General features: G+C 63.1%; 14 protein-coding genes. 9 read left to right on the plus strand and 5 right to left on the minus strand.

The genetic code is table 11. The annotated features are described in order from the left end of the window. Window positions 1–41 precede the first annotated feature (41 nt). Window positions 42–461 carry a winged helix-turn-helix transcriptional regulator gene (locus tag DD235_RS11165; protein ID WP_109062155.1) on the minus strand — a complete coding sequence of 140 codons (420 nt, stop codon included), beginning with the start codon at window positions 459–461 and terminating at the stop codon, window positions 42–44. A 234-nt stretch (window positions 462–695) separates the two neighbouring features. Here DD235_RS11165 and DD235_RS11170 point away from each other — a divergent pair, with 234 nt between their 5' ends. From DD235_RS11170 to DD235_RS11205, 9 genes are all read left to right on the plus strand, one after another. Continuing rightward, on the plus strand, window positions 696–1457 hold the full coding sequence (locus tag DD235_RS11170) for an SDR family oxidoreductase (protein WP_109062156.1): 762 nt from the start codon (window positions 696–698) through the stop codon (window positions 1455–1457). Between the two features lie 65 nt (window positions 1458–1522). Further along, window positions 1523–2413: an SDR family oxidoreductase gene (locus tag DD235_RS11175; RefSeq protein WP_109062157.1), complete on the plus strand. Its 891-nt coding sequence runs from the start codon at window positions 1523–1525 to the stop codon at window positions 2411–2413. Window positions 2414–2629: 216 nt separating this feature from the next. Continuing rightward, on the plus strand, window positions 2630–3367 hold the full coding sequence (locus tag DD235_RS11180; protein ID WP_204524240.1) for an SDR family oxidoreductase: 738 nt from the start codon (window positions 2630–2632) through the stop codon (window positions 3365–3367). Window positions 3368–3625: 258 nt separating this feature from the next. Further along, a complete protein-coding gene (locus tag DD235_RS17150) occupies window positions 3626–5743 on the plus strand; it encodes a methyl-accepting chemotaxis protein (protein ID WP_109062159.1) in 2118 nt (705 codons plus the stop codon). Window positions 5744–5799: 56 nt separating this feature from the next. Continuing rightward, entirely contained in the window at window positions 5800–7035 is a 1236-nt protein-coding gene (locus DD235_RS11190) for an MFS transporter (RefSeq protein WP_109062160.1), read from the plus strand. Continuing rightward, window positions 7032–7166: a hypothetical protein gene (locus tag DD235_RS17155; RefSeq protein WP_275667549.1), complete on the plus strand. Its 135-nt coding sequence runs from the start codon at window positions 7032–7034 to the stop codon at window positions 7164–7166. Before DD235_RS11190 ends, DD235_RS17155 begins: the two co-directional genes overlap by 4 nt. A gap of 22 nt (window positions 7167–7188) precedes the next feature. Continuing rightward, a complete protein-coding gene (locus DD235_RS11195; protein ID WP_109062161.1) occupies window positions 7189–9915 on the plus strand; it encodes a PD-(D/E)XK nuclease family protein in 2727 nt (908 codons plus the stop codon). Further along, the gene (locus DD235_RS11200; RefSeq protein ID WP_239990118.1) at window positions 9912–13385 is read left to right on the plus strand and encodes a UvrD-helicase domain-containing protein; all 3474 of its coding nucleotides are present in this window, start codon (window positions 9912–9914) and stop codon (window positions 13383–13385) included. Before DD235_RS11195 ends, DD235_RS11200 begins: the two co-directional genes overlap by 4 nt. Next, window positions 13382–14935 carry an MFS transporter gene (locus tag DD235_RS11205; RefSeq protein WP_109062162.1) on the plus strand — a complete coding sequence of 518 codons (1554 nt, stop codon included), beginning with the start codon at window positions 13382–13384 and terminating at the stop codon, window positions 14933–14935. Before DD235_RS11200 ends, DD235_RS11205 begins: the two co-directional genes overlap by 4 nt. Here the strand turns inward: DD235_RS11205 and DD235_RS11210 are convergent. The 4 genes from DD235_RS11210 to DD235_RS11225 form a co-directional block, all read right to left on the minus strand. Continuing rightward, a complete protein-coding gene (locus tag DD235_RS11210; RefSeq protein WP_109062163.1) occupies window positions 14874–15686 on the minus strand; it encodes a phosphodiesterase in 813 nt (270 codons plus the stop codon). The two genes, DD235_RS11205 and DD235_RS11210, sit on opposite strands and share 62 nt — an antisense overlap. 71 nt (window positions 15687–15757) lie before the next feature. Next, a complete protein-coding gene (locus DD235_RS11215; RefSeq protein ID WP_109062164.1) occupies window positions 15758–16588 on the minus strand; it encodes a carbohydrate ABC transporter permease in 831 nt (276 codons plus the stop codon). 17 nt (window positions 16589–16605) lie between these two features. Further along, on the minus strand, window positions 16606–17502 hold the full coding sequence (locus DD235_RS11220) for a carbohydrate ABC transporter permease (protein WP_109062165.1): 897 nt from the start codon (window positions 17500–17502) through the stop codon (window positions 16606–16608). Between the two features lie 13 nt (window positions 17503–17515). Then, complete coding sequence (locus DD235_RS11225; RefSeq protein WP_109062166.1) at window positions 17516–18778, minus strand: ABC transporter substrate-binding protein; 1263 nt, start codon at window positions 18776–18778, stop codon at window positions 17516–17518. Window positions 18779–18803 lie beyond the last annotated feature (25 nt).

The raw sequence follows: 18803 nt of genomic DNA on the forward strand, positions 1-18803 counted from the left end.
AATTCACGGATGGCCGTGGCTTGCCTCTGGCGGTCGACCTGTCAGCGCGCCTGATTGCGCGCGTCGTAGGCCATGCGCGCTTGCTCGATGCCTTCGAGATTTTGTTCGGCCCAGATCCATACGCCACAAAACGCCGCGCCCAGGCCAAGGCCCAGATCGGTGAGCTGGTATTCCACTTTTGGCGGCACTACCGGATAGACGGTGCGAGTAACCAGGCCCTCACGCTCCATGTCCCGCAACGTTTGGGTCAGCATCTTCTGGCTGATGCCTGAGACCTTGCCCGCCAGTTGCGTGAAGCGCAGTGCGCCATGCTCGGCCAGCACGTCAATGATGATCATTGTCCACTTATCGGCAACGCGAGCGATCACCTCGTTGACCAAAGCCTGTATGCGCGGATCCAGAGGAGCCTCTGTGGACAGCTTGGCTTGTACCTGGGCGTGTTTGGCGAAATCTACATTCATGCGTATTCCTGTGGGTGCCTGAATCGTGCCATGCAGTTGGCCGTGATGGGATCGTCTTGCGATGATCTCTATTACTTACCAGTTGGTTAGTATGGAACTTTTAAGTGCCTTCTTACTAAAAGAGAGTTTAGGGTTTACAGTCTGTTTTGTCCATTGATTCACGGTGTCAACATCCCGCCAATCGCAGGCGATTGCATCTGACATCCATCCCCTCAATTTTCAGGAATCAATAATATGCAAACCACAGCAAACACTATTCTTGTTACCGGCGGTGGCTCCGGTATTGGTCGGGAACTGGCCCAGCGGCTGCACGCACAAGGCAACACCGTCATCGTGACCGGGCGCCGTCTGGAGGCGCTGCAAGCGACTGTCGCTGGCCACGCCCACATGCATGCGCTGGCATTGAATGTGGATGATCCACAGGCCATCACGGCATTTGTGCAGCAGGTGTTGGAGCAGTTCCCAAAACTGAACGTGTTGATCAACAACGCGGGGATCATGCGTTATGAGGATCTGAGCACGTGTAGTGATTTACATGATGCCGAGGCGCAGATCAGCACCAACCTGCTGGGCACCATCCGTGTCACCAACGCCTTGGTCGATCACCTCAAAACACAGGTGCATGCTGCGGTGGTAACAGTGTCATCCGGGTTGGCCTTTGTGCCGCGCGCGGATGCAGCCGTGTACAGCGCTACCAAGGCGGCCGTTCATGTCTATACCCAATGCCTGCGCCAGCAGTTGGCAGGCCAAGTGGAAGTGATCGAGCTGGTACCGCCAGCGGTTCAAACCGAGTTGACGCCTGGGCAATCCGAGCGCGAAGGCTATTTGCCGCTACACGCCTTCATGGACGAGGTCATGGCCTTGTTCAACCAGCAGCCAACACCGTCCGAGATTGTGGTCGAGCGTGCCCGCCTGCAACGTTTGGCAGAGCGCGAAGGACGCTTTGAACAAGTATTCGATCGCATCAATGCCAACGCGGCTCAGCAACGTCGTTAATCGCCCAGCAGTAAAGCGTGATTGCAAGGCGTGCTTTGCACTGCTCAACCTTGTATGGAGACTCTATGCCCAGCAATGACCTCGATCCGCGGGGCCCGGCAAGCACAACAGATACCGATCCAGTGCGCCGCACCCTGCTGCACGCCGCCGCTCTGGCAGCCCCGGCTGCGTTGCTGGCTCGCACCGCGCGCGCCGCAGGGCAGAACCCTGCAGCAATCGATACTGGCCCAACCCGGTCAGCTCTTGTGACCGGATCTTCGCGTGGTATCGGCGCGGCAACAGCCAGGCGTTTGGCTCAGGACGGCTATGCGGTGACAATCAATTACCTGAGTAGCCGTGGTCTTGCCGAGCAGGTGGTACGCGAGATCACCGATGCGGGCGGAAAAGCCGTTTGTGTGCAGGCTGATGTCAGCGACCCGCAGGCAGTGCGCCGCTTGTTCGATGCTCACCACGAGGCATTCGGGTCGTTGCATGTCGCGGTTGCCAATGCCGGAATTCAGCGGCTAGGCGCATTTTCGCAGATGAGCGATGCTGATTACGACCAAGTTATCGACGTGAACATGAAAGGCTGCTTTCACACCCTGCGCGAAGCGTCGCGGCGTGTGATCGATGGCGGCCGCATCATCGCGTTGTCTTCGGGCACGGTGACGTTGCGTCCGCCCAATTACGGCCCTTATGCCGCCAGCAAGGCCGCGGTGGATGTGTTTGTGAACATTCTGTCCAAGGAACTGGCAGGCCGGATGGTCTCCGTCAACGCGATTGCGCCGGGCACCACCAACACCCCGTTGTTCACAGATGGCAAAACAGCCGAACAGATCGCCGGTTTTGCCCGCCAGACACCGCATCAACGCCTGGGCGACCCACAGGATATTGCCAATGTTATTTCGATACTGGTCAGTGGGCGAGGTGCTTGGATCAACGGCCAGGTGATCAACGCCAACGGCGGTTTGGCCTAAGGCCACGAGCCGCGTGAATGATTTCCAAACGCTTTGAAATGACGAGGAACCTGCATGTCCAACGACCACATCTCTGCCACGCCAGATCTGGAACACACCTGCCCGTCGCGCCGTCATCTGCTGCGGATTGCGGCTTTGGCTGCGCCAGCGGGCATGCTGATGGCAACCGGTACCGCAGCCGTGGCAACCGAGAAGGCCAGTGCCACGGGGGAGCGCATATCCGCCAATGGCAAAGTGGCGATTGTCACCGGCTCTTCGCGTGGCATTGGCGCAGCAACGGCCAGGCGCTTGGCACTGGATGGTTACAGCGTCACCATCAACTATTTGCACAATCAAGATTTGGCTCAAGATAGCGTGGCCTATATTGAAAACGCTGGAGGCAAAGCCATCAGCGTACAGGCTGATGTCAGTGATCCTGATGCCGTGCGCAAACTGTTCGATGCCACACAAGAAGCCTTTGGCGGAGTCGATGTGGTGGTCAGCAATGCTGGCGTCATGCGGCTTGCGTCCTTTGCCAGCATGAGTGATGAGGATTTTGACCGAATGATGGCTGTCAATCTCAAAGGTGGCTTCAACGTATTGCGCTTGGCTGCCCAGCGCGTGCGGGATTGCGGGCGCATCATCAGCTTGTCCTCCAGTATCACCCAGTTGCGCAGCCCCACGTATGGCCCGTACGCCGCCTCCAAGGGGGCACAAGAACTGTTCGCGAGTGTGCTGGCAAAAGAATTGGCGGGCCGCCAAATCTCTGTCAACGCCATGGCCCCCGGCTTGGTCAACACCACCCTATTCACCGATGGCAAAACCCCCGAACAAATCGCCGGCTTTGCACAGCGCACGCCACACCAACGGCTTGGGGAGCCGGAAGACATTGCCCATGTCATCTCCGCCCTGTGCAGTGGCGACGGCATGTGGATCAATGGGCAAACCGTTTTTGCTAATGGCGGGGTGATTTGAAGCTAGGCTGAAGACATTCGCGAGCTGAGGGGGCATGCTGTGTGGACAAGGTCTAACTGTTTGCCTCGTTCAAGTTTTCAGCCTCTTGGCGGTTTTTATTGTTATGACATCCTGCCTGCCTTGTCCCTGTTTGTTGACCATGCTCAAAAAGTACCGCCTTATCGCCGGATTGGGAATAAGGACGAGCGTGTAGAATAAAGTTGCGTTTGTTAATCTTTTATTTACCTTTTGCATTGAGCAAAGGCAGGGTGTCGATCTATGAGCCGGCTATCGTTCAGTCTGGAAAATCTTCCTGTAACACGTAAACTCGGGTTGGGATTCGGGTTTGTTCTGCTGTTGGTGGCGATGCTGGCCATCGTGGGCATCAAGTCGCTCGACGCCAGCCGGCAGCATATCGAAAAGATCAATGCCGCTGCCGAGATCGGGGATGCACTCGACAAGGCCAATTTTGCGCGCCTGGAGTTTGCCCGCTCGCGTGACGTGAAGCTGCTGTCAGAGGTCGAGACGCAGAACCAGCGCATTCTGTCGCTGTTGCAGAACAGCCGCAATCTGAGCTGGGATGTCGAGGATGAGCAGGTCATCCTGATGATGCCACATGTGGTCGAGCAGTACAGTGCCCTGCGAGCTGGTCTGGAAAAAGCGCATGAAGACTGGTGGGCCGCGCGACGCCGGATGATCGAGCCCGGTAATAAGCTGGTACCGGCCCTGCGCGAACTGACGGATCAGTTGCTGCACGAAGCGCGGCAGGACCCCTATGGTGAAAACCTTTACGAGCAGGCCGATGTGGCGATTGCTGTCGGCAGCATAGCCGAGCAGTTCGCCATGCTGCGCTATCAGGTTCGCGGGTTGGTCATGAATGAGGATGCCAAGAGCGAGGAATCTTCGCTCAAGGCGCTTGATGATGTGCGCAAGTCTATGGATGCATTGTTGCCGCGTCTGCAGGGTGATGCGCATACCAGGCTGCAGAGCATTATTGCGCTGTTGGGCGAATATCGAGCCGGTGTGGTCGGTTTCCTGCCTGTCGTGTTGCAGCGCGATGATTTGGCCAGTCAGATGAGCGACATCGTGACCAGCTTCAATACCATCAGTCAGAATGTATTCCAGAACGAATTGACGCGGTCGCGAGAAGCGGCCGAGCGCAATGGTCTGCTGATGATCATCCTGTCGGTGACTGCCGTCGTGCTGGGGGTGCTGGCAGCGTGGCTGATTGGCCGCCAGATCGTGCGCCCGCTGCGTCGTACCGTGACCCTGGCCGAGCAGATTGCCCATGGTGATCTGACGCATACGATCAGCAGCACGCGTCGCGATGAACTGGGCCAGTTGCAACAGGCCATGCATCGCATGCAGCAGTTCCTGGCGCGTACGGTCAGCACGGTGCGCAGTGGCGTCAAGGAAATCAATACCGGTGCACAGGAGATCGCCTCCGGCAACGCCGACCTGTCGTCCCGCTCCGAGCAGCAGGCCGCTTCGCTGGAAGAAACGGCGGCCAGCATGGAACAGTTGGCTTCCACGGTCAAGAACAACGCCGACAATGCCAATCAGGCCACGTCCCTGGCGAACGAAGCCTCCAGCGTGGCTGTGCGTGGTGGTGAGGTAGTGGGGCGTGTGGTGAGTACCATGCATGGTATTTCCGACAGCTCACGCCGGATTGCCGACATCATCGGCGTGATCGAAAGCATTGCCTTCCAGACCAACATCCTGGCGCTTAACGCTGCTGTCGAGGCAGCCCGTGCCGGAGAGCAGGGCAAGGGCTTTGCCGTGGTGGCCTCCGAAGTACGTTCACTGGCGCAGCGCAGCGCGGGCGCGGCCAAGGAAATCAAGACACTGATCGATGACTCTGTCGACAAGGTTACGGCAGGTTCGTCCCAGGTACAGCAGGCCGCCGTCACGATGGAAGATATCGTCAAGTCGGTACGACGGGTCAGCGACCTGATCGAGGAAATCTCGGCTGCCTCGCGCGAGCAGGCAACCGGGATCGACCAGGTCAATCAGGCGGTGGGGCAGATGGATCATGTCACCCAGCAGAACGCTGCCCTGGTTGAGCAGGCGGCTGCGGCCTCGGCCTCACTGGAGGAACAGGCCACGCGCCTGGCGCAGGCCGTAGCCGTATTCAAGACCGAGGAGGGTGACGACGATCCTGTGCTGGCTGCCACGCAAGCCGCACCCGTGCGTCGTGCAACTGTACCCACGCCGGCACCGGTTGCCCGCAAGGCCCCGCGTGCCGCGCCTGCACCTGCCGCTCGCCGCGAACCTACGGTCAAGCCCGCACTGTCCGCGCCCGCAGCAGCACCTGCCAAGTTCACGGCCCCGGCCCGCAAGGCTGCGGCTCCGGTGGCACTGTCGCGCAAGGATGACGACGACTGGGATACGTTCTGACAGGGAAAATTGTATGATCCCCATTCATAACAGATACAAGAGTATGGGGATCATCCATGTCCACGCATCAGGTTCGCTCGCCGGCCGCTGAAACGCCCGAGTCTCTTTCCGTCAAGGTGGTGCTGGCCGGTACGCTGGTGGTGCTGCTGGCGATGGGTACGCGTGCCACTTTCGGGCTGTTCATGCAGCCCATGGGCATGGATCGTGGCTGGGACCGCGATGTGTTTTCCATGGCTTTCGCCATCCAGAATCTGGTCTGGGGCGTATTCAGCATTCTCATGGGCATGATGGCCGACCGCTTCGGCTCGGGCCGCACGATCGTGCTGGGTCTGTTGCTGTATGCGGCAGGCCTGCTTGGCATGCTTTTTGCAGACAGTGAACCGAGTCTCTATCTGACGGCGGGCGTGCTGGTGGGCATGGGGCAGGCTGGCGTGACCTTTCCCGTGATCCTGCCGGTGATTGCCCGTGCCGTGCCTGCCGCAGCACGCAGTACCGCGATGGGTATCGCCAGTGCGGGTGGTTCGCTGGGCCAGTTCCTGGTGGTGCCTGCGGGCCAGTTTGCCATTGATGGCATGGGTTGGTCGGGGGCGCTCTGGGCCCTGTCGCTGTTCACGGCGGCCGGCCTGCCGCTGGTCTGGTTCCTGCGCGGCCGTCCGGCCCAGGCCCGTGACACGCAGCAGTCCCTGGGCGACAGTGTGCGCCAGGCCGTGCGCGACAGGTCTTTCCAGTTGCTGTTCTGGAGCTACGCGGTCTGCGGTTTCCATACGGCTTTCATTACGCTGCATCTGCCAGCCTATGTGATGGATGGCGGGCTGACACCGACGCATGGTGCCATTGCCCTGGCCGTGATCGGACTCTTCAATGTGATTGGCTCTTTCATGGCCGGCAAACTGGGTGGGCGGCACAGCAAGAAACAATTGCTGGCCTGGATCTATGGCCTGCGCGCACTGGGTATGCTCTGGCTGCTCGAAATGCCGCTTTCGCCGTGGGTTCTCTATGTATTCGCAGCATGGATGGGGCTGTTCTGGCTGGGCACCGTGCCCCTCACGCAAGGCCTGATCGGTCAGATCTATGGTTTGCGCTATGCCGCCACGCTGTCCGGCGTGGCTTTCCTCGGACACCAGATCGGCAGCTATGTCGGTGTGGTGATGGGTGGCCGCGTCTATGCCGAGACGGGCAGCTATGATCTGGTGTGGTGGGTTGGCCTGGCATTGGCACTGGTCGCGGCGGTGTTGTGCCTGCCAATACGAGAGCAGCCCCTGGCACCGCCGGTGCCGGCGAGGGCGGCATGAAGCCCGGTCGCCTGTGGACCTGGGCGGGCTATGCGCTGGTGCTCCTGCTGCTGGCCGTGGGCTTTCGTGCCTATCTGTCGCCTTCGATGCTGCTCAACTGGGAAACCTTCATGACGATGTGCGGGTTCTGACCTGCCGTTGCGGAGCTTGAGCATGGAATTGCAGGAACTCGACTGGGCCGGCTGGATGGCCCTGCCGGCAGCCGACACCCTGGCACTGACGGTCAATAATCGGCTCGCCCGGCGGCTGATTGCCGATATGGCTGCGACCCTGGGGCCACAGCAGCGCGTCGCCGAACTACCGCGCATCGTGCCGCTGTCGGTCTGGCTGGTCGACATGGCAGACCAGCTTGGCTTTGGGGGCCAGGTGCCGCTCGCGGCCTGGCGACTGGACAGCTTTGCCACGCAACGCCTGTGGGAACGGGTCATTGCGCAGGCGGAGCACGACAGGCCTCTGCTTGATTTCGGGCAGACCGCACGGCTGGCAGCCGATGCCGATGCCCTGATGGATGAATGGGATCTGGCCGTGGCACCAACCGAGGCCACACACGAATACACCCGCTTTGCCTGCTGGCGCGAAGCCTATGTTCGGCAACTGGCAGCGCTGGATGCCGAGGATGCCGGGCGCAGTGCGGCCCGGGTGATTGATGCCCTGTCGCTTGATGAGGCCGTGCCGGTGCCTGCGCATGTCGTACTGGCCGGTTTCAATGAATACTCGCCGCGCCAGCAGGCCATGCTGGCCGCACTGGCTGCGCGTGGCGCACAGTTATGGCAACTGCATGCCGACAGTGCCGAGCGCGTCGAAACATCGCAGTTGCGTCGTTTCGCGGCCGCAGACCCCCAGACCGAATGGCGTATGGCGGTCGCCTGGGCTGCAGAGCGCCTGCGGACCGATCCGCAAGGTCGTTATGCCATTGTGGCCGCGCACCTCGAAAGCGATGCGCCGCTGGCCCGGCGCTTGCTCGAACAGGCGCTGGCGGCCCGGCCCGGGCAGTCGGCTCTGCCTTATAACGTCGCCGTGGGCCGTCCTTTGGACGAATGGCCCGTGGTACGGGCTGCGCTGGCCTGGCTGGAAACCCTGGCCACCTTTGCGGAAAATACCACCTGCCCCGTACCCGTGCTGGGGCAGGCCTTGCTGCTGGGGCAGGTGACAGGCGATCGCAGTGCCCAGGCAGGCATGGTCGAGATCGACGTGCGCCAGCGACGCAGCGGCGAAGTCACGGTGACGCAGGCACGATGGCTGGAGCGATTGCAGGGAGCCAACCCTGCGCTGGCACAGGCCTGGCAGCAGGCGCTGGCCATCTGGGTCGATCCGGGGGCCGGGACGGCGGCGCAGGACTGGGCGGCGCGCTGGCGGGCCGCCCTGGGCCTGCTGGGTTTTCCGGGTGATGCCAGCCTCGACAGCGTGGGTTTTCAGGCCTGCGAGGCGCTGTCTGCGGCGCTGGATCGCTTTGCGGCGCTGTCGGTTCTGGAGCCTGAACTGGAAGGGACGGTGGCGCTGAGACTGTGGCAGCGGATGTTGACCAACACGCCTTTCCAGCCCCAGCGGGCACCCGACGCACGCCTGGATGTACTGGGCCTGCTGGAAGCCGAAGGGGGGCGCTGGGATGGCGTCTGGGTACTTGGGCTGGTCGATGAGGTGCTGCCCGATATGCCCAGTCCAAACCCGTTGCTGCCGGCCCAGGTCCTGCGGCAGGCGGGCGCACCCCGCGCTACGGTGGATCGCGAGCGGATATGGGCCGAACAGATGTATGCGGCGTTGTGTCGTACGGCACCCGATATCATGTTCAGCCACGCCCGACGGGATGGCGAGCGCGAAATGCGTCCCGCACCCCTGATCGCGGCCTTGCCCCTGGCGGGCTGCGACTGGCCGGTGCCCGCAGTGCCGGCAGCATTGCCGCAGGAGACGCTGGTTGATGAGCAGGGGCCGGCGCTGGCATTGTGGCAGCCCGAGGCCGGCGAGGCCGGTGTCATGCGTGGTGGGCTGGATGTGCTGGAGTTGCAGTCGCGCAATCCGCAGTGGGCTTTCCTGCGGCACCGGTTGGGCGGGCGCAGCCTGGCATCGTATGCGCAGCCGGGCGGCGCACTGTCTCGTGGACAATTTTTGCATGGTGTCATGGAGGCACTCTGGAAGGTGCTGGGCAGCCAGGATCGCCTGCACCAGGCGATGGCGGAACACAGGCTGGAGGCACTGGTGGCCGAGGCGGCAGAACAGGCGGCCCGGCAATATCTGGATGACGCCTTGCCTGCCGAGCGTGAACTGGAAAAGGCCCGTGCCTGCGGCATCGCCTTGCGCTGGCTGGACCTGGATGCGCAACGCGAACCTTTCAGGATCGATGGCGTCGAGCAGGCTCACGTCTGGCGTCGTGGCCCATTATCCCTGCAGGTACGACTGGACCGCATTGATCAGGTCGATGAGGGGCGACTGGTGGTGGACTACAAAACCGGCTCGTCGGTGGCCGAGCCCGGACGCGACTGGACGCGCCTGCGCCCGGTGGAATTGCAGTTGCCTTTCTATGCTTCAGTGGTCGGTGGGGTATCCGGCTTGATGCTGGCGCAACTGCATGCCCGCAAGGTGGCTGCCAAGGGGATTGCCGAGCATGACATGGGCGTGGTGGGACTGGCGCACCTGCCCGACTGGCAGTGGCCTGACGCTGTGCCCGGCATGTTCATGGATGACAGCTCGGCAGGGCCGGCACCACAGGATTGGCCGGCGCTGTTGCTGCGCTGGCGCACCGCCATCGAACGACTGGCCGATGAGTATGCGGCCGGCTGGGCCGTCAACCGTGCCTGGCATGGCGCTGACCTGCGTTATTGCGATGCTGCTGCCTTCCTGCGGCTGGATCTGGAGGACTGGCAGGCCGAAGAGGATGAAGCATGACCATGATATCTGCCGATGCCGGGAGCGGCACCGAACGCCAGCCGCATGATCTGGCTCAGCGCCGGCGGGCGCTCGATACCCGTCGTTCGTTCCTGGTGCAGGCACCGGCCGGTTCCGGCAAGACCGAATTGCTGACGGATCGTATTCTGGCACTGTTGTCCACAGTCCAGAAGCCCGAGGAAATCGTGGCGATCACCTTCACGCGCAAGGCGGCTGCCGAAATGCATGCGCGGGTGCTGGAGAAACTGCAGGTGGCCCGTGACCGGGATGTGCCCCCCGAGCAGTCGCACCAGTTGCAAAGTTGGCAACTGGCACGCGCGGCCCTGCAGCGTGATGCCGAACTGGGCTGGCACCTGCTCGACTATCCGGCGCGGCTGGGGATACGTACTATCGATGCCTTTTGCGCGTCGCTGGTGCGTCGCCTGCCCTGGCTGTCCGAGCTGGGCGGCCTGCCCGACATGGCCGATCGGCCCGAATTGCACTATCGTGCAGCGGCACGGGCCACGCTCGATATGGCCGGAGACCTGGACGCCATTCGCACGCTGCTGATCCATATGGATGTGGATGCTGTGGCAGCCGAGGAGGCGCTGGCCGGCATGCTGGCCCAGCGCGAACAGTGGTTGCCCCTGCTGGCGCATGGCGCGGATCGGGGATCGCTGGAAGACGCCATGGCGCGCATGATCGGCCAGGACATGCAGCAACTGCTACGCGCCATGCCCGATGGCTGGCTACGCGTGCTGCCTGACGTGGCACGGCTGGCCTGCGCGGCGCTCGACGAGCGCCAGGCCGCAGGCGAGATCGACTTCAATCCCCTGGCGGCCTTGCGGGACTGGGTGGGCGAACCATTGGCTGCCGATGCACATGACCTGCCGCGTTGGCGCGCGCTGGCCGCCTTGCTGCTGACGGCTGATGGCGGGTTGCGCAAGCCACGCGGACTGACGGTCAAGGGTGGTTTCCCGCCGAAGAGTCTGCAAAAAACCGTGCTGGGTGAGTGGCTGGAGGGGCTGGCGGGTCTGGATGACCGCTGGTGCAACAACCTGGATGCCGCCCGCCAGTTGCCTGACCCGCATCTGACCGACGCGCAATGGGCAGTGCTCAACGCCCAGTTGATGGCCTTGCGACTGGCCGCGGCGCAGTTGATGCTGCAGTTCTCCGAAGCCGGCGAGGTCGATTTCACCGAAATTGCGTTGCGTGCCATCCGGGCGCTCGGCACCGAAGACGATCCGGGCGAATTGCTGCTGCGCATGGATGCCAGCATTCGCCACCTGCTGATCGACGAGTTCCAGGACACCAGCCAGATGCAGATCCGGTTGCTGGAAACCCTGACCTCGGGCTGGCAGCCCGAGGATGGGCGTACGCTGTTTCTGGTGGGCGATCCCATGCAGTCCATCTACCGTTTCCGCAAGGCCGAGGTGGGGCTGTTCCTGTCGGTTCGCGATCAGGGGCTGGGGGCCTTGCAGCCCGAATTCCTGCAACTGACCGATAACTTTCGTTCGCAGGGTGGTATCGTCGAATGGGTTAACCAGGTGTTCGGGCAACTCTTGCCCAGCCTGGATGATCCGGTCAGCGGCGCGATCCGCTACGCGCCCTCACAGGCTTTTGTGCCGACGGAAGCCGGCGAGCCGGTTGGCCTGCACCTGATCGAAGGTTCGGATGCTGCTGCCGAACGCCTGTCTGCGCAGACGCTGGTGCGGCTTTGCCGCGAGGCGCTGGAGCGCCATGCCGGCAGTACCCATCCGGTTGCGGTGCTGGTTCGTGCCCGCACGCACCTGGGATCGGCGGCGCGCGCGCTGGCGCAGGCCGGTATTGCCTGTCGGGCGGTCGAACTGATTCCGCTGGCACGGCGGGCGGTGGTGGTCGATCTGGTTCAACTGGTACGCGCCCTGGTGCATCCTGGTGACCGACTGGCCTGGCTGTCGGTCTTGCGAGCCCCCTGGTGCGGCCTGACACTGGACAGCCTGCATGTCCTGCTGGGGGACGATCATCGCACGCCGGTGCCGGTCCTGTTGCAGCGGGTATTGCGTGCCGCCGGGCGTGGTGCGCCACAGTCACTCGCTGCTGGCGAATGGCACAGGCTGGCACGGGTGGCCGGTATCCTGCTGGATGACAGCAATGCCTCCGGTCGCCTGCCGTTCGCGGCTTGGGTCGAGCAGGTCTGGAACCGACTGGGAGGCCCCGGTCTGTACGTCGGGCCAGGTGATCTGGCCGATGCGCAGAGCCTGTTTTCATTGCTGGAAAGGATTGCACCCTATGGGGCGCTTGATCTGGACCGGTTCGAAGCCGAGATAGGCCGGCTCTATGCCTCTTCGCAGGAAAACGGGATCGACGATGACCCCGATGATGCCTCAGGTGTCCGCACGGGTCAGGTCGAGATCATGACCATGCACAAATCCAAGGGGCTGCAGTTCGAGACGGTTATTCTCTATGGCCTACAGCGACTGCCGGCACGCGACCGTGATCCCCTGGTGCGCTTTGAACAGCAGGGAGATGACATCCTGATGGGGCCGGTCAAGGCGCGGGCTGATACCGAGGCTGACCCGGTGGCGCGCTATCTGGCGCGTCGCGAACGTCGTCGTACCGACTATGAAACAGAACGGTTGCTGTACGTGGCGGCGACCCGCGCGCGCAAGCGCCTGCACCTGATGGCGCAGGTTGAGGTCGACGACGCTTCGGGCGAATCCAAACCACCTGCCGCTTCCACCCTGATGGGCAAGCTGTGGCCGGTCCTGCCTGCGCCGGGCGTGCCACAGGCACCGGTGCGCGAGAGCGGTGAGAGATCGGCGCTCACGCAGCCTGACTTCCAGGGTCCGCCGCTGCAGCGGGTCGTGCTGGCCGAGGGTCAGGTCATGCCTGGCGCGGGGCAAGTCCAGAATGGCGGCATTCGGTTGTCGCGCGTGCGCTGGGCGCAGCAGGGGGCCTATGACCGGCTCATGGGCACGGTGGCGCACGCCTGGCTGGCGCGGATGGGGGCCGAAGGTCTGGCGCGCTGGCCACAGGCACGCATCCATGATGGCTTGCCGTTGATCCGACGGCAACTGACCCGTGCGGGCGTGCCGCCCGCGCACGTCGAGGCGGCTGCGCTGGACGTGCAGGATACGCTGCTGTGCATGCTGGCCAGCGAACGGGGGCAGTGGCTGCTGTCCCAGTCCGAGGCCCGTCGTGAGTGGCCCTTGCTGGACATGTCCGGCAAGGTGTCGATTCTCGATCTGGCACTGGAGCGCGAGGGGGGCTGGCTGGTGGTGGACTACAAGTCGGGCCGCCCGGGGCCGGATGAATCCGTCGAGGTGTTTGCCGAGCGCATGCGGGCACAGTATCGCGACCAGATGCAGCGCTACCTCGATCAACTGGTGGCCCTGACCCGGCAACCCGCCCAGGCTGCGCTGTTCTTTCCGCGTGCAGATTTGTGGCTCGACATGGGTGCTGCGCAAGTGCCGGTGTCATCCGGCAGCGCATACAATCCGGGGCTATGACGCATACGCAATATCCCCGTTCTCCTTCCGCAACGCAGGCGCAACATGCAGACCGGTGGCTGATCCTGGCCATCGTATCGAGTGCGCTTTTCCTGATCGTGGTCGACATGACCGTGCTCTATACGGCCTTGCCCAGGCTGACCCACGATCTGCATGCGACTGCCAGCGAAAAACTCTGGATCCTCAATATCTATGCTCTGATCGTGGCCGGTCTGTTACCGGGACTGGGCACGTTGGGGGATCGCCTGGGGCACCGGCGACTCTTCATGTCGGGCCTGCTGGTGTTTGGTGCCGCCTCGCTGTGGGCGGCGTATTCGCCGACGCCGGGTTGGCTGATCGGGGCGCGTGCTCTGCTGGCAGTCGGCGCGGCCATGATGATGCCGGCCACGCTCTCGATCATTCGCCATACGTTCACCGATGCGCGCGAGCAGTCGTTCGCCATCGGCGTCTGGGCTGCTGTGGCCTCGGGTGGCGCGGCACTCGGCCCGGTGCTGGGCGGGTTGCTGCTGGAATATTTCTGGTGGGGCGCGGTGTTCCTGATCAACGTGCCGGTCGTGCTTGTGGCGTTTGTGCTGACCGGGTATCGCATCCCGGTCTCGGGCCGCGATCCGGGGCGTAGCTGGGACCTGACGGGGTCGCTGCAGATCATGGTCGGCATCATCGGCCTGGTGTATGCGATCAAGGAAGTCAGCAAGCGGACGGCTTCATATGGCGAGGCCTTGCTGGCCTGCGCCATCGGCCTGCTTTTTCTCTGGCTGTTCGTACGGCGTCAGCGACGTCGTCCCGAGCCGCTGATCGATTTTGCCCTGTTCCGGCGCTGGCGCTTCCTGGCGGGGGTGGTGACCGCCGTGATCGCCTCGATTGCACTGATCGGCATGGAACTGGTGTTCAGCCAGCGCCTGCAACTGGTGCTGTCACTGTCGCCGTTGCAGGCCGGTCTGCTGATCCTGCCGATTTCGCTGGCCTCGTTCGTGGCCGGGCCGCTGGCCGGCGTGTGGCTGCCCAGGCTGGGCAGTGAACGTGTCATGTGGCAGGCGCTGGGGCTGACAGGACTGGGGCTGGCCCTGCTGGGACTGGTGGCGGGGCTGTCGCTGTCCTGGGTGATCCTGCCGCTGGCTCTGATCGGCTTCGGCATCGGGGCAGGCATGACGGCAGCGTCCAGTGCAATCATGTTCAATGCGCCCCCCGAGCGTGCCGGCATGGCGGCCTCGATAGAAGAAGTGTCGTATGAACTGGGTGGGGGTCTGGGCGTGGCGCTGATGGGCAGCCTCATGAGTGTGGTCTACATGCTCTCCATGCGGGTGCCGGAAGGGCTGTCGGTCTCGCCGCAGGTGCGCGACAGCCTGGATGAGGCGCTGATCGCGGCCGAGCCGCTGGCACCGGACCAAGCCCGCCTGCTGGTCGATACGGCGCGGCAGTCGTTCGACCAGGCCTATCTGGTGGTGATCGTGGCCTGCACGATCATGGTCTGGTTGGCAGCGGCCTGGATCAGGCAGCGGCAGCGTCGTGAACTGGCGGATGGTAAGGAAAGCGCGCCGACGCATCCGTGAAGGCATGGAAGTGCGTGACCACGTCGCCGTCGCGAAACAGGGCGATGGCATAGGCAGGCGGTTCCAGCCGGGTCGTGGCATAGCCCGGCGTGGCGAGATCGAGTTCGTGCTGGTGGTTGGTGCCGGGCACGGTCGAAAACGGCATGCCCTGCCAGATACCCGAGGCGGCCCGGTGCACATGGCCTGAAAAAAGGTGGCGGACCCGGCCATGGCGCTGCAGCAATTGCAGCACGGCCATCTTGTCGCGCAGTCCGATCCAGTCCATGGAAGGATATTGCAGGTCGGGCAGCGGATGGTGCGTGAACAGCAGCACGTCGCGGTTGCGCGCGCCGTCCAGCGCCTCGGCCAGCCACTGCAGCCGGCGTTCACACAGTCGGCCATGGATTTCCCCGGTTTCCAGCGTGTCGAGAAAAATCAGACGCAGATCATGCATGTCCAACCAGGACTGCACGAAGCCGTGTTGATCGGTCGGGGCATCAGGAAACTGTGCCAGGAAGCCGGCACGGTCATCGTGGTTGCCGAGCAGCAACTGGTACGGGACGGTCAGTGATTTCAGACTGTCGGCCAGTGCGGCATACGCCTCGGGTGCGCCGGCGTGAGCCAGGTCGCCGGTCAGGACGCACAGATCCGCGTCGGCGTGATGGGTGTTGATATGCGCGATGCAGGCCTGGAACTGAGCCAGCGGGTCGAGCGAGAAGAGGCGTTGGCCGGGTGGGACGATATGCAGATCGGAAACGTGCAGTATTTTCATAGGGTGATGGTGCCTGTCGATTTGACGAGGAAGACGGCTCAAGGGGGCGGGCGCACGGGCAGGGCGCGTAGTCAACGGATACCGGCTCTCAGGAAAGCCTGGATGAACTGGCGCTGGAAGATCAGAAAGCCGATGAGCAGCGGTGCGACAGTCATCAGGGTGGCGGCACCGATCAGCGCGATATTGACGCCGCTCTCTGGCGCGCCGAACAGCGACAGGCCCACGGTCAGTGGCCGTGTGCTGTCGGTACTGCTGATCACCAGCGGCCACAGGAAGTTGTTCCAGTGGGTGGCGACGGAGACCAGGGCATAGGCGATATAGACCGGACGCGCCGCCGGGATATAGACACGCCACAGTACGCCCATCATGCCGCAGCCCTCGATACGGGCCGCATCCTCCAGTTCGCGCGGCACCTGCATGAAGGTCTGGCGCAGCAGGAAGATCCCGAAGGCGCTGGCCATATAAGGCACACCCATGCCCAGCAGGCTGTCGATCCAGCCCAGCCGGGCCACGGTGGCGTAGTTTTCCACGATCAGCACTTCGGGCAGGATGAAAAGCTGGGCCAGGATCAACAGGAAGACAGCCTGCTTGCCGGGAAATTCGAAGCGGGCAAAGGCATAGGCAGCCAGTGTGCAAAGCAGGAACTGGCCTGCCAGGATCAGTCCGACCAGCAAGGTGGTGTTGAGAAAATAGCGCGGCCACGGCGCGCGCGCCCAGGCCTGTACGAAGTTGTCCAGCGTCCAGCCTTGCTGCCAGTCAAAGCCCAGCGCAGCCTCGGGGGTACGCAGTGCGGCCCAGGTGGCAAACAGCAATGGTGTAATCCAGAGCAGGGCCAGCAGCAGCGCACCGGCGCTGTCGAGCAGATGGATGGCGCGTTCGCGCCAGAGATGCAGGGCAGTCATGGTGTTCGTACTGATGTTTATTGGTAGTGGGTGCGGCGATCCAGCCAGCGGAACTTGATGGCGGCGATCAGGGCCAGCGAAACCAGCAGCAGCACAGTCATGACTGCAGCCGCAGGGGTATCCAGGTAGGCGAAGGCCATTTCCCAGACCCAGTAGAGGGCCAGCTTGGAAGCGTTGTTGGGGCCACCTTTGGTCAGAATGAACAGGTGGTCGATCAGCTTGACCGAATTGATCAGGGCATTGATCAGGATGAATATGGTAGTTGGCATCAGCAGCGGCAGTACGACCCGTCGGGTATAAGTCCAGCGGCTGGCACCTTCGATGCGTGCGGCATCGCGCAGGTCGGGCGGCAGGGTCTGCAGTGCTGCCAGGTAGAAAATCATGAAGAAGCCGGCCTCTTTCCACACCGTCACGGCCATGATGGCCCAGAGTGCCGTCTCCGGCTGGCCCAGCCAGTTGGTCGAGGCCATGCCGAACAGCGCCGTGAAGCGGTCCAGCAGGCCCAGGCCCGGCGTGTAGAAAAACAGCCAGAGGTTGGCGGCGGCGATCATGGGCAGCATGGTCGGCGTGAAATAGGCGCAGCGTACGAAGCCGCGTGCCGGCAGCTTTGCATTGGCCCACAGCGCCATGCCCAGCGCCAGGATCATCGACACCGGGATGGTGACTGCGGCATACAGCAGGTTGTTGCCCAATACCTGCCAGAAGACCGGATCGGCCGTCAGGCTGGCATAGTTGTCCAGCCCCGCGAATACCGAAGGGCGCCGCGCCGTACTGCGCGTCATCAGGCTGGCCTGCAGGGTATGCAGGGCCGGCAGGAAGGCGAACAGCGTCAGCAGGATGAGTGCCGGGCCGAGTAGCATCCAGCCGTAGAGGCTTTGCAGGCGCTGCGTATGCGAGGACTGGACAGCAATCATGGCAGGTCCCGGATCAACGGAAAGGACGCAGCAGCCGGTCGGCCTGTGCCTGGGCTTCGTCCAGTGCCGCCTGCGGGGTCTTGGCATCGGTGAGTGCCGCCTGCACCGCATTCGAGAGCAGTTCGCGCACACGGGCCGTCTCGTAGGTGGCGAACTCCGGAATAGCGACAGCCAACTGGTCACGTGCCACCAGGGCCTGCGGGAACTCGCTGGCATATGTCTGCAGGGCAGGTGTCTCGTAGGCTGCCTGGCTGGTGCCGACATAGCCGGTGGCGATCGACCACTGCGCGGCGCGTTCGGGGGCGGTCATCCAGCGGATGAAGGTCAACGCGGCTTTCTTCTGTGCATCGCTGGCACCCTTGAACAGGTAGAAGTTGCCGCCGCCGGTCGGCGAGCCGGGTTGTACGTTGGCCGGCAGCATGGCGACGCCGAAGTCGAACTTGGCTTCCTGGCGGACGGCCGTCAGGTTGCCGGTGGTGTGCCACATCATGGCCGTCTGGCCCTGTACGAAGGCCTGGCGCAGCGTGCCCCATTCGATGGTGCCGGCTGGACTGATCTTGTATTTGGCGGCCAGATCACGGAAAAATGCCAGTGCCTCGACCGAGGCCGGGGTGTTCAGGAACACCTCGGTGCCGGCGTCGTTCATCAGCTTCTGGCCGTTCTGGATCGCCAGCGCCTGAAACATCCAGTACGGATAGCCGGTGGAGGGGATCATCACGCCATAGCGGCCCGGCTGGGTCAGCTTCTGGCCCATTTCGACCATCTGGGTCCAGGTCAGCGGGGGCTGCTCGGGGTCCAGACCGGCGGCGCGGAACATGTCCTTGTTGTAGTACATGACGATGGTCGAGCGCTGGAACGGAATGCCCCAGACGTGGCCGTCGAGCGTACCGTTGGCCATCAGTGCCGGATAGAAGCCTTGCAGCCAGGCCTTTTCGTCGGCTTCGGTGGCAATCGGGTCGAAAGGTTCGACCAGTCCCTGTTCCACCAGGTCATGCGTATCGAGCGCGCCCAGCACCGAGAGCTGGACCGGTTCGCCACCACGCAGCGCCGACAGGGCGCGTACGCGGGTTTCGTCGTAGTTGCCCGAATAGACGGCCTTGACGCGGATGTCGGGGTGGGACTGCTGGAATGCGTTGATCATGCCGTCCACCACATCGGTCAGCGGGCCGCCGACGGAGATGGGGTAGTACATGGTCAGGTCGGTCTGTGCCATGGCAGGCGTGCCCAGGCCGAACAGCGCGGCGCAGGATGCGCCGGTCAGGAACTTGCGTAGCATTGGAAACCTCTTTGCAGGTCGTGGT

The sequence above is a fragment of the Corticimicrobacter populi genome (genome assembly GCF_003123725.1).
GTDB lineage: Bacteria > Pseudomonadota > Gammaproteobacteria > Burkholderiales > Burkholderiaceae_B > Corticimicrobacter > Corticimicrobacter populi.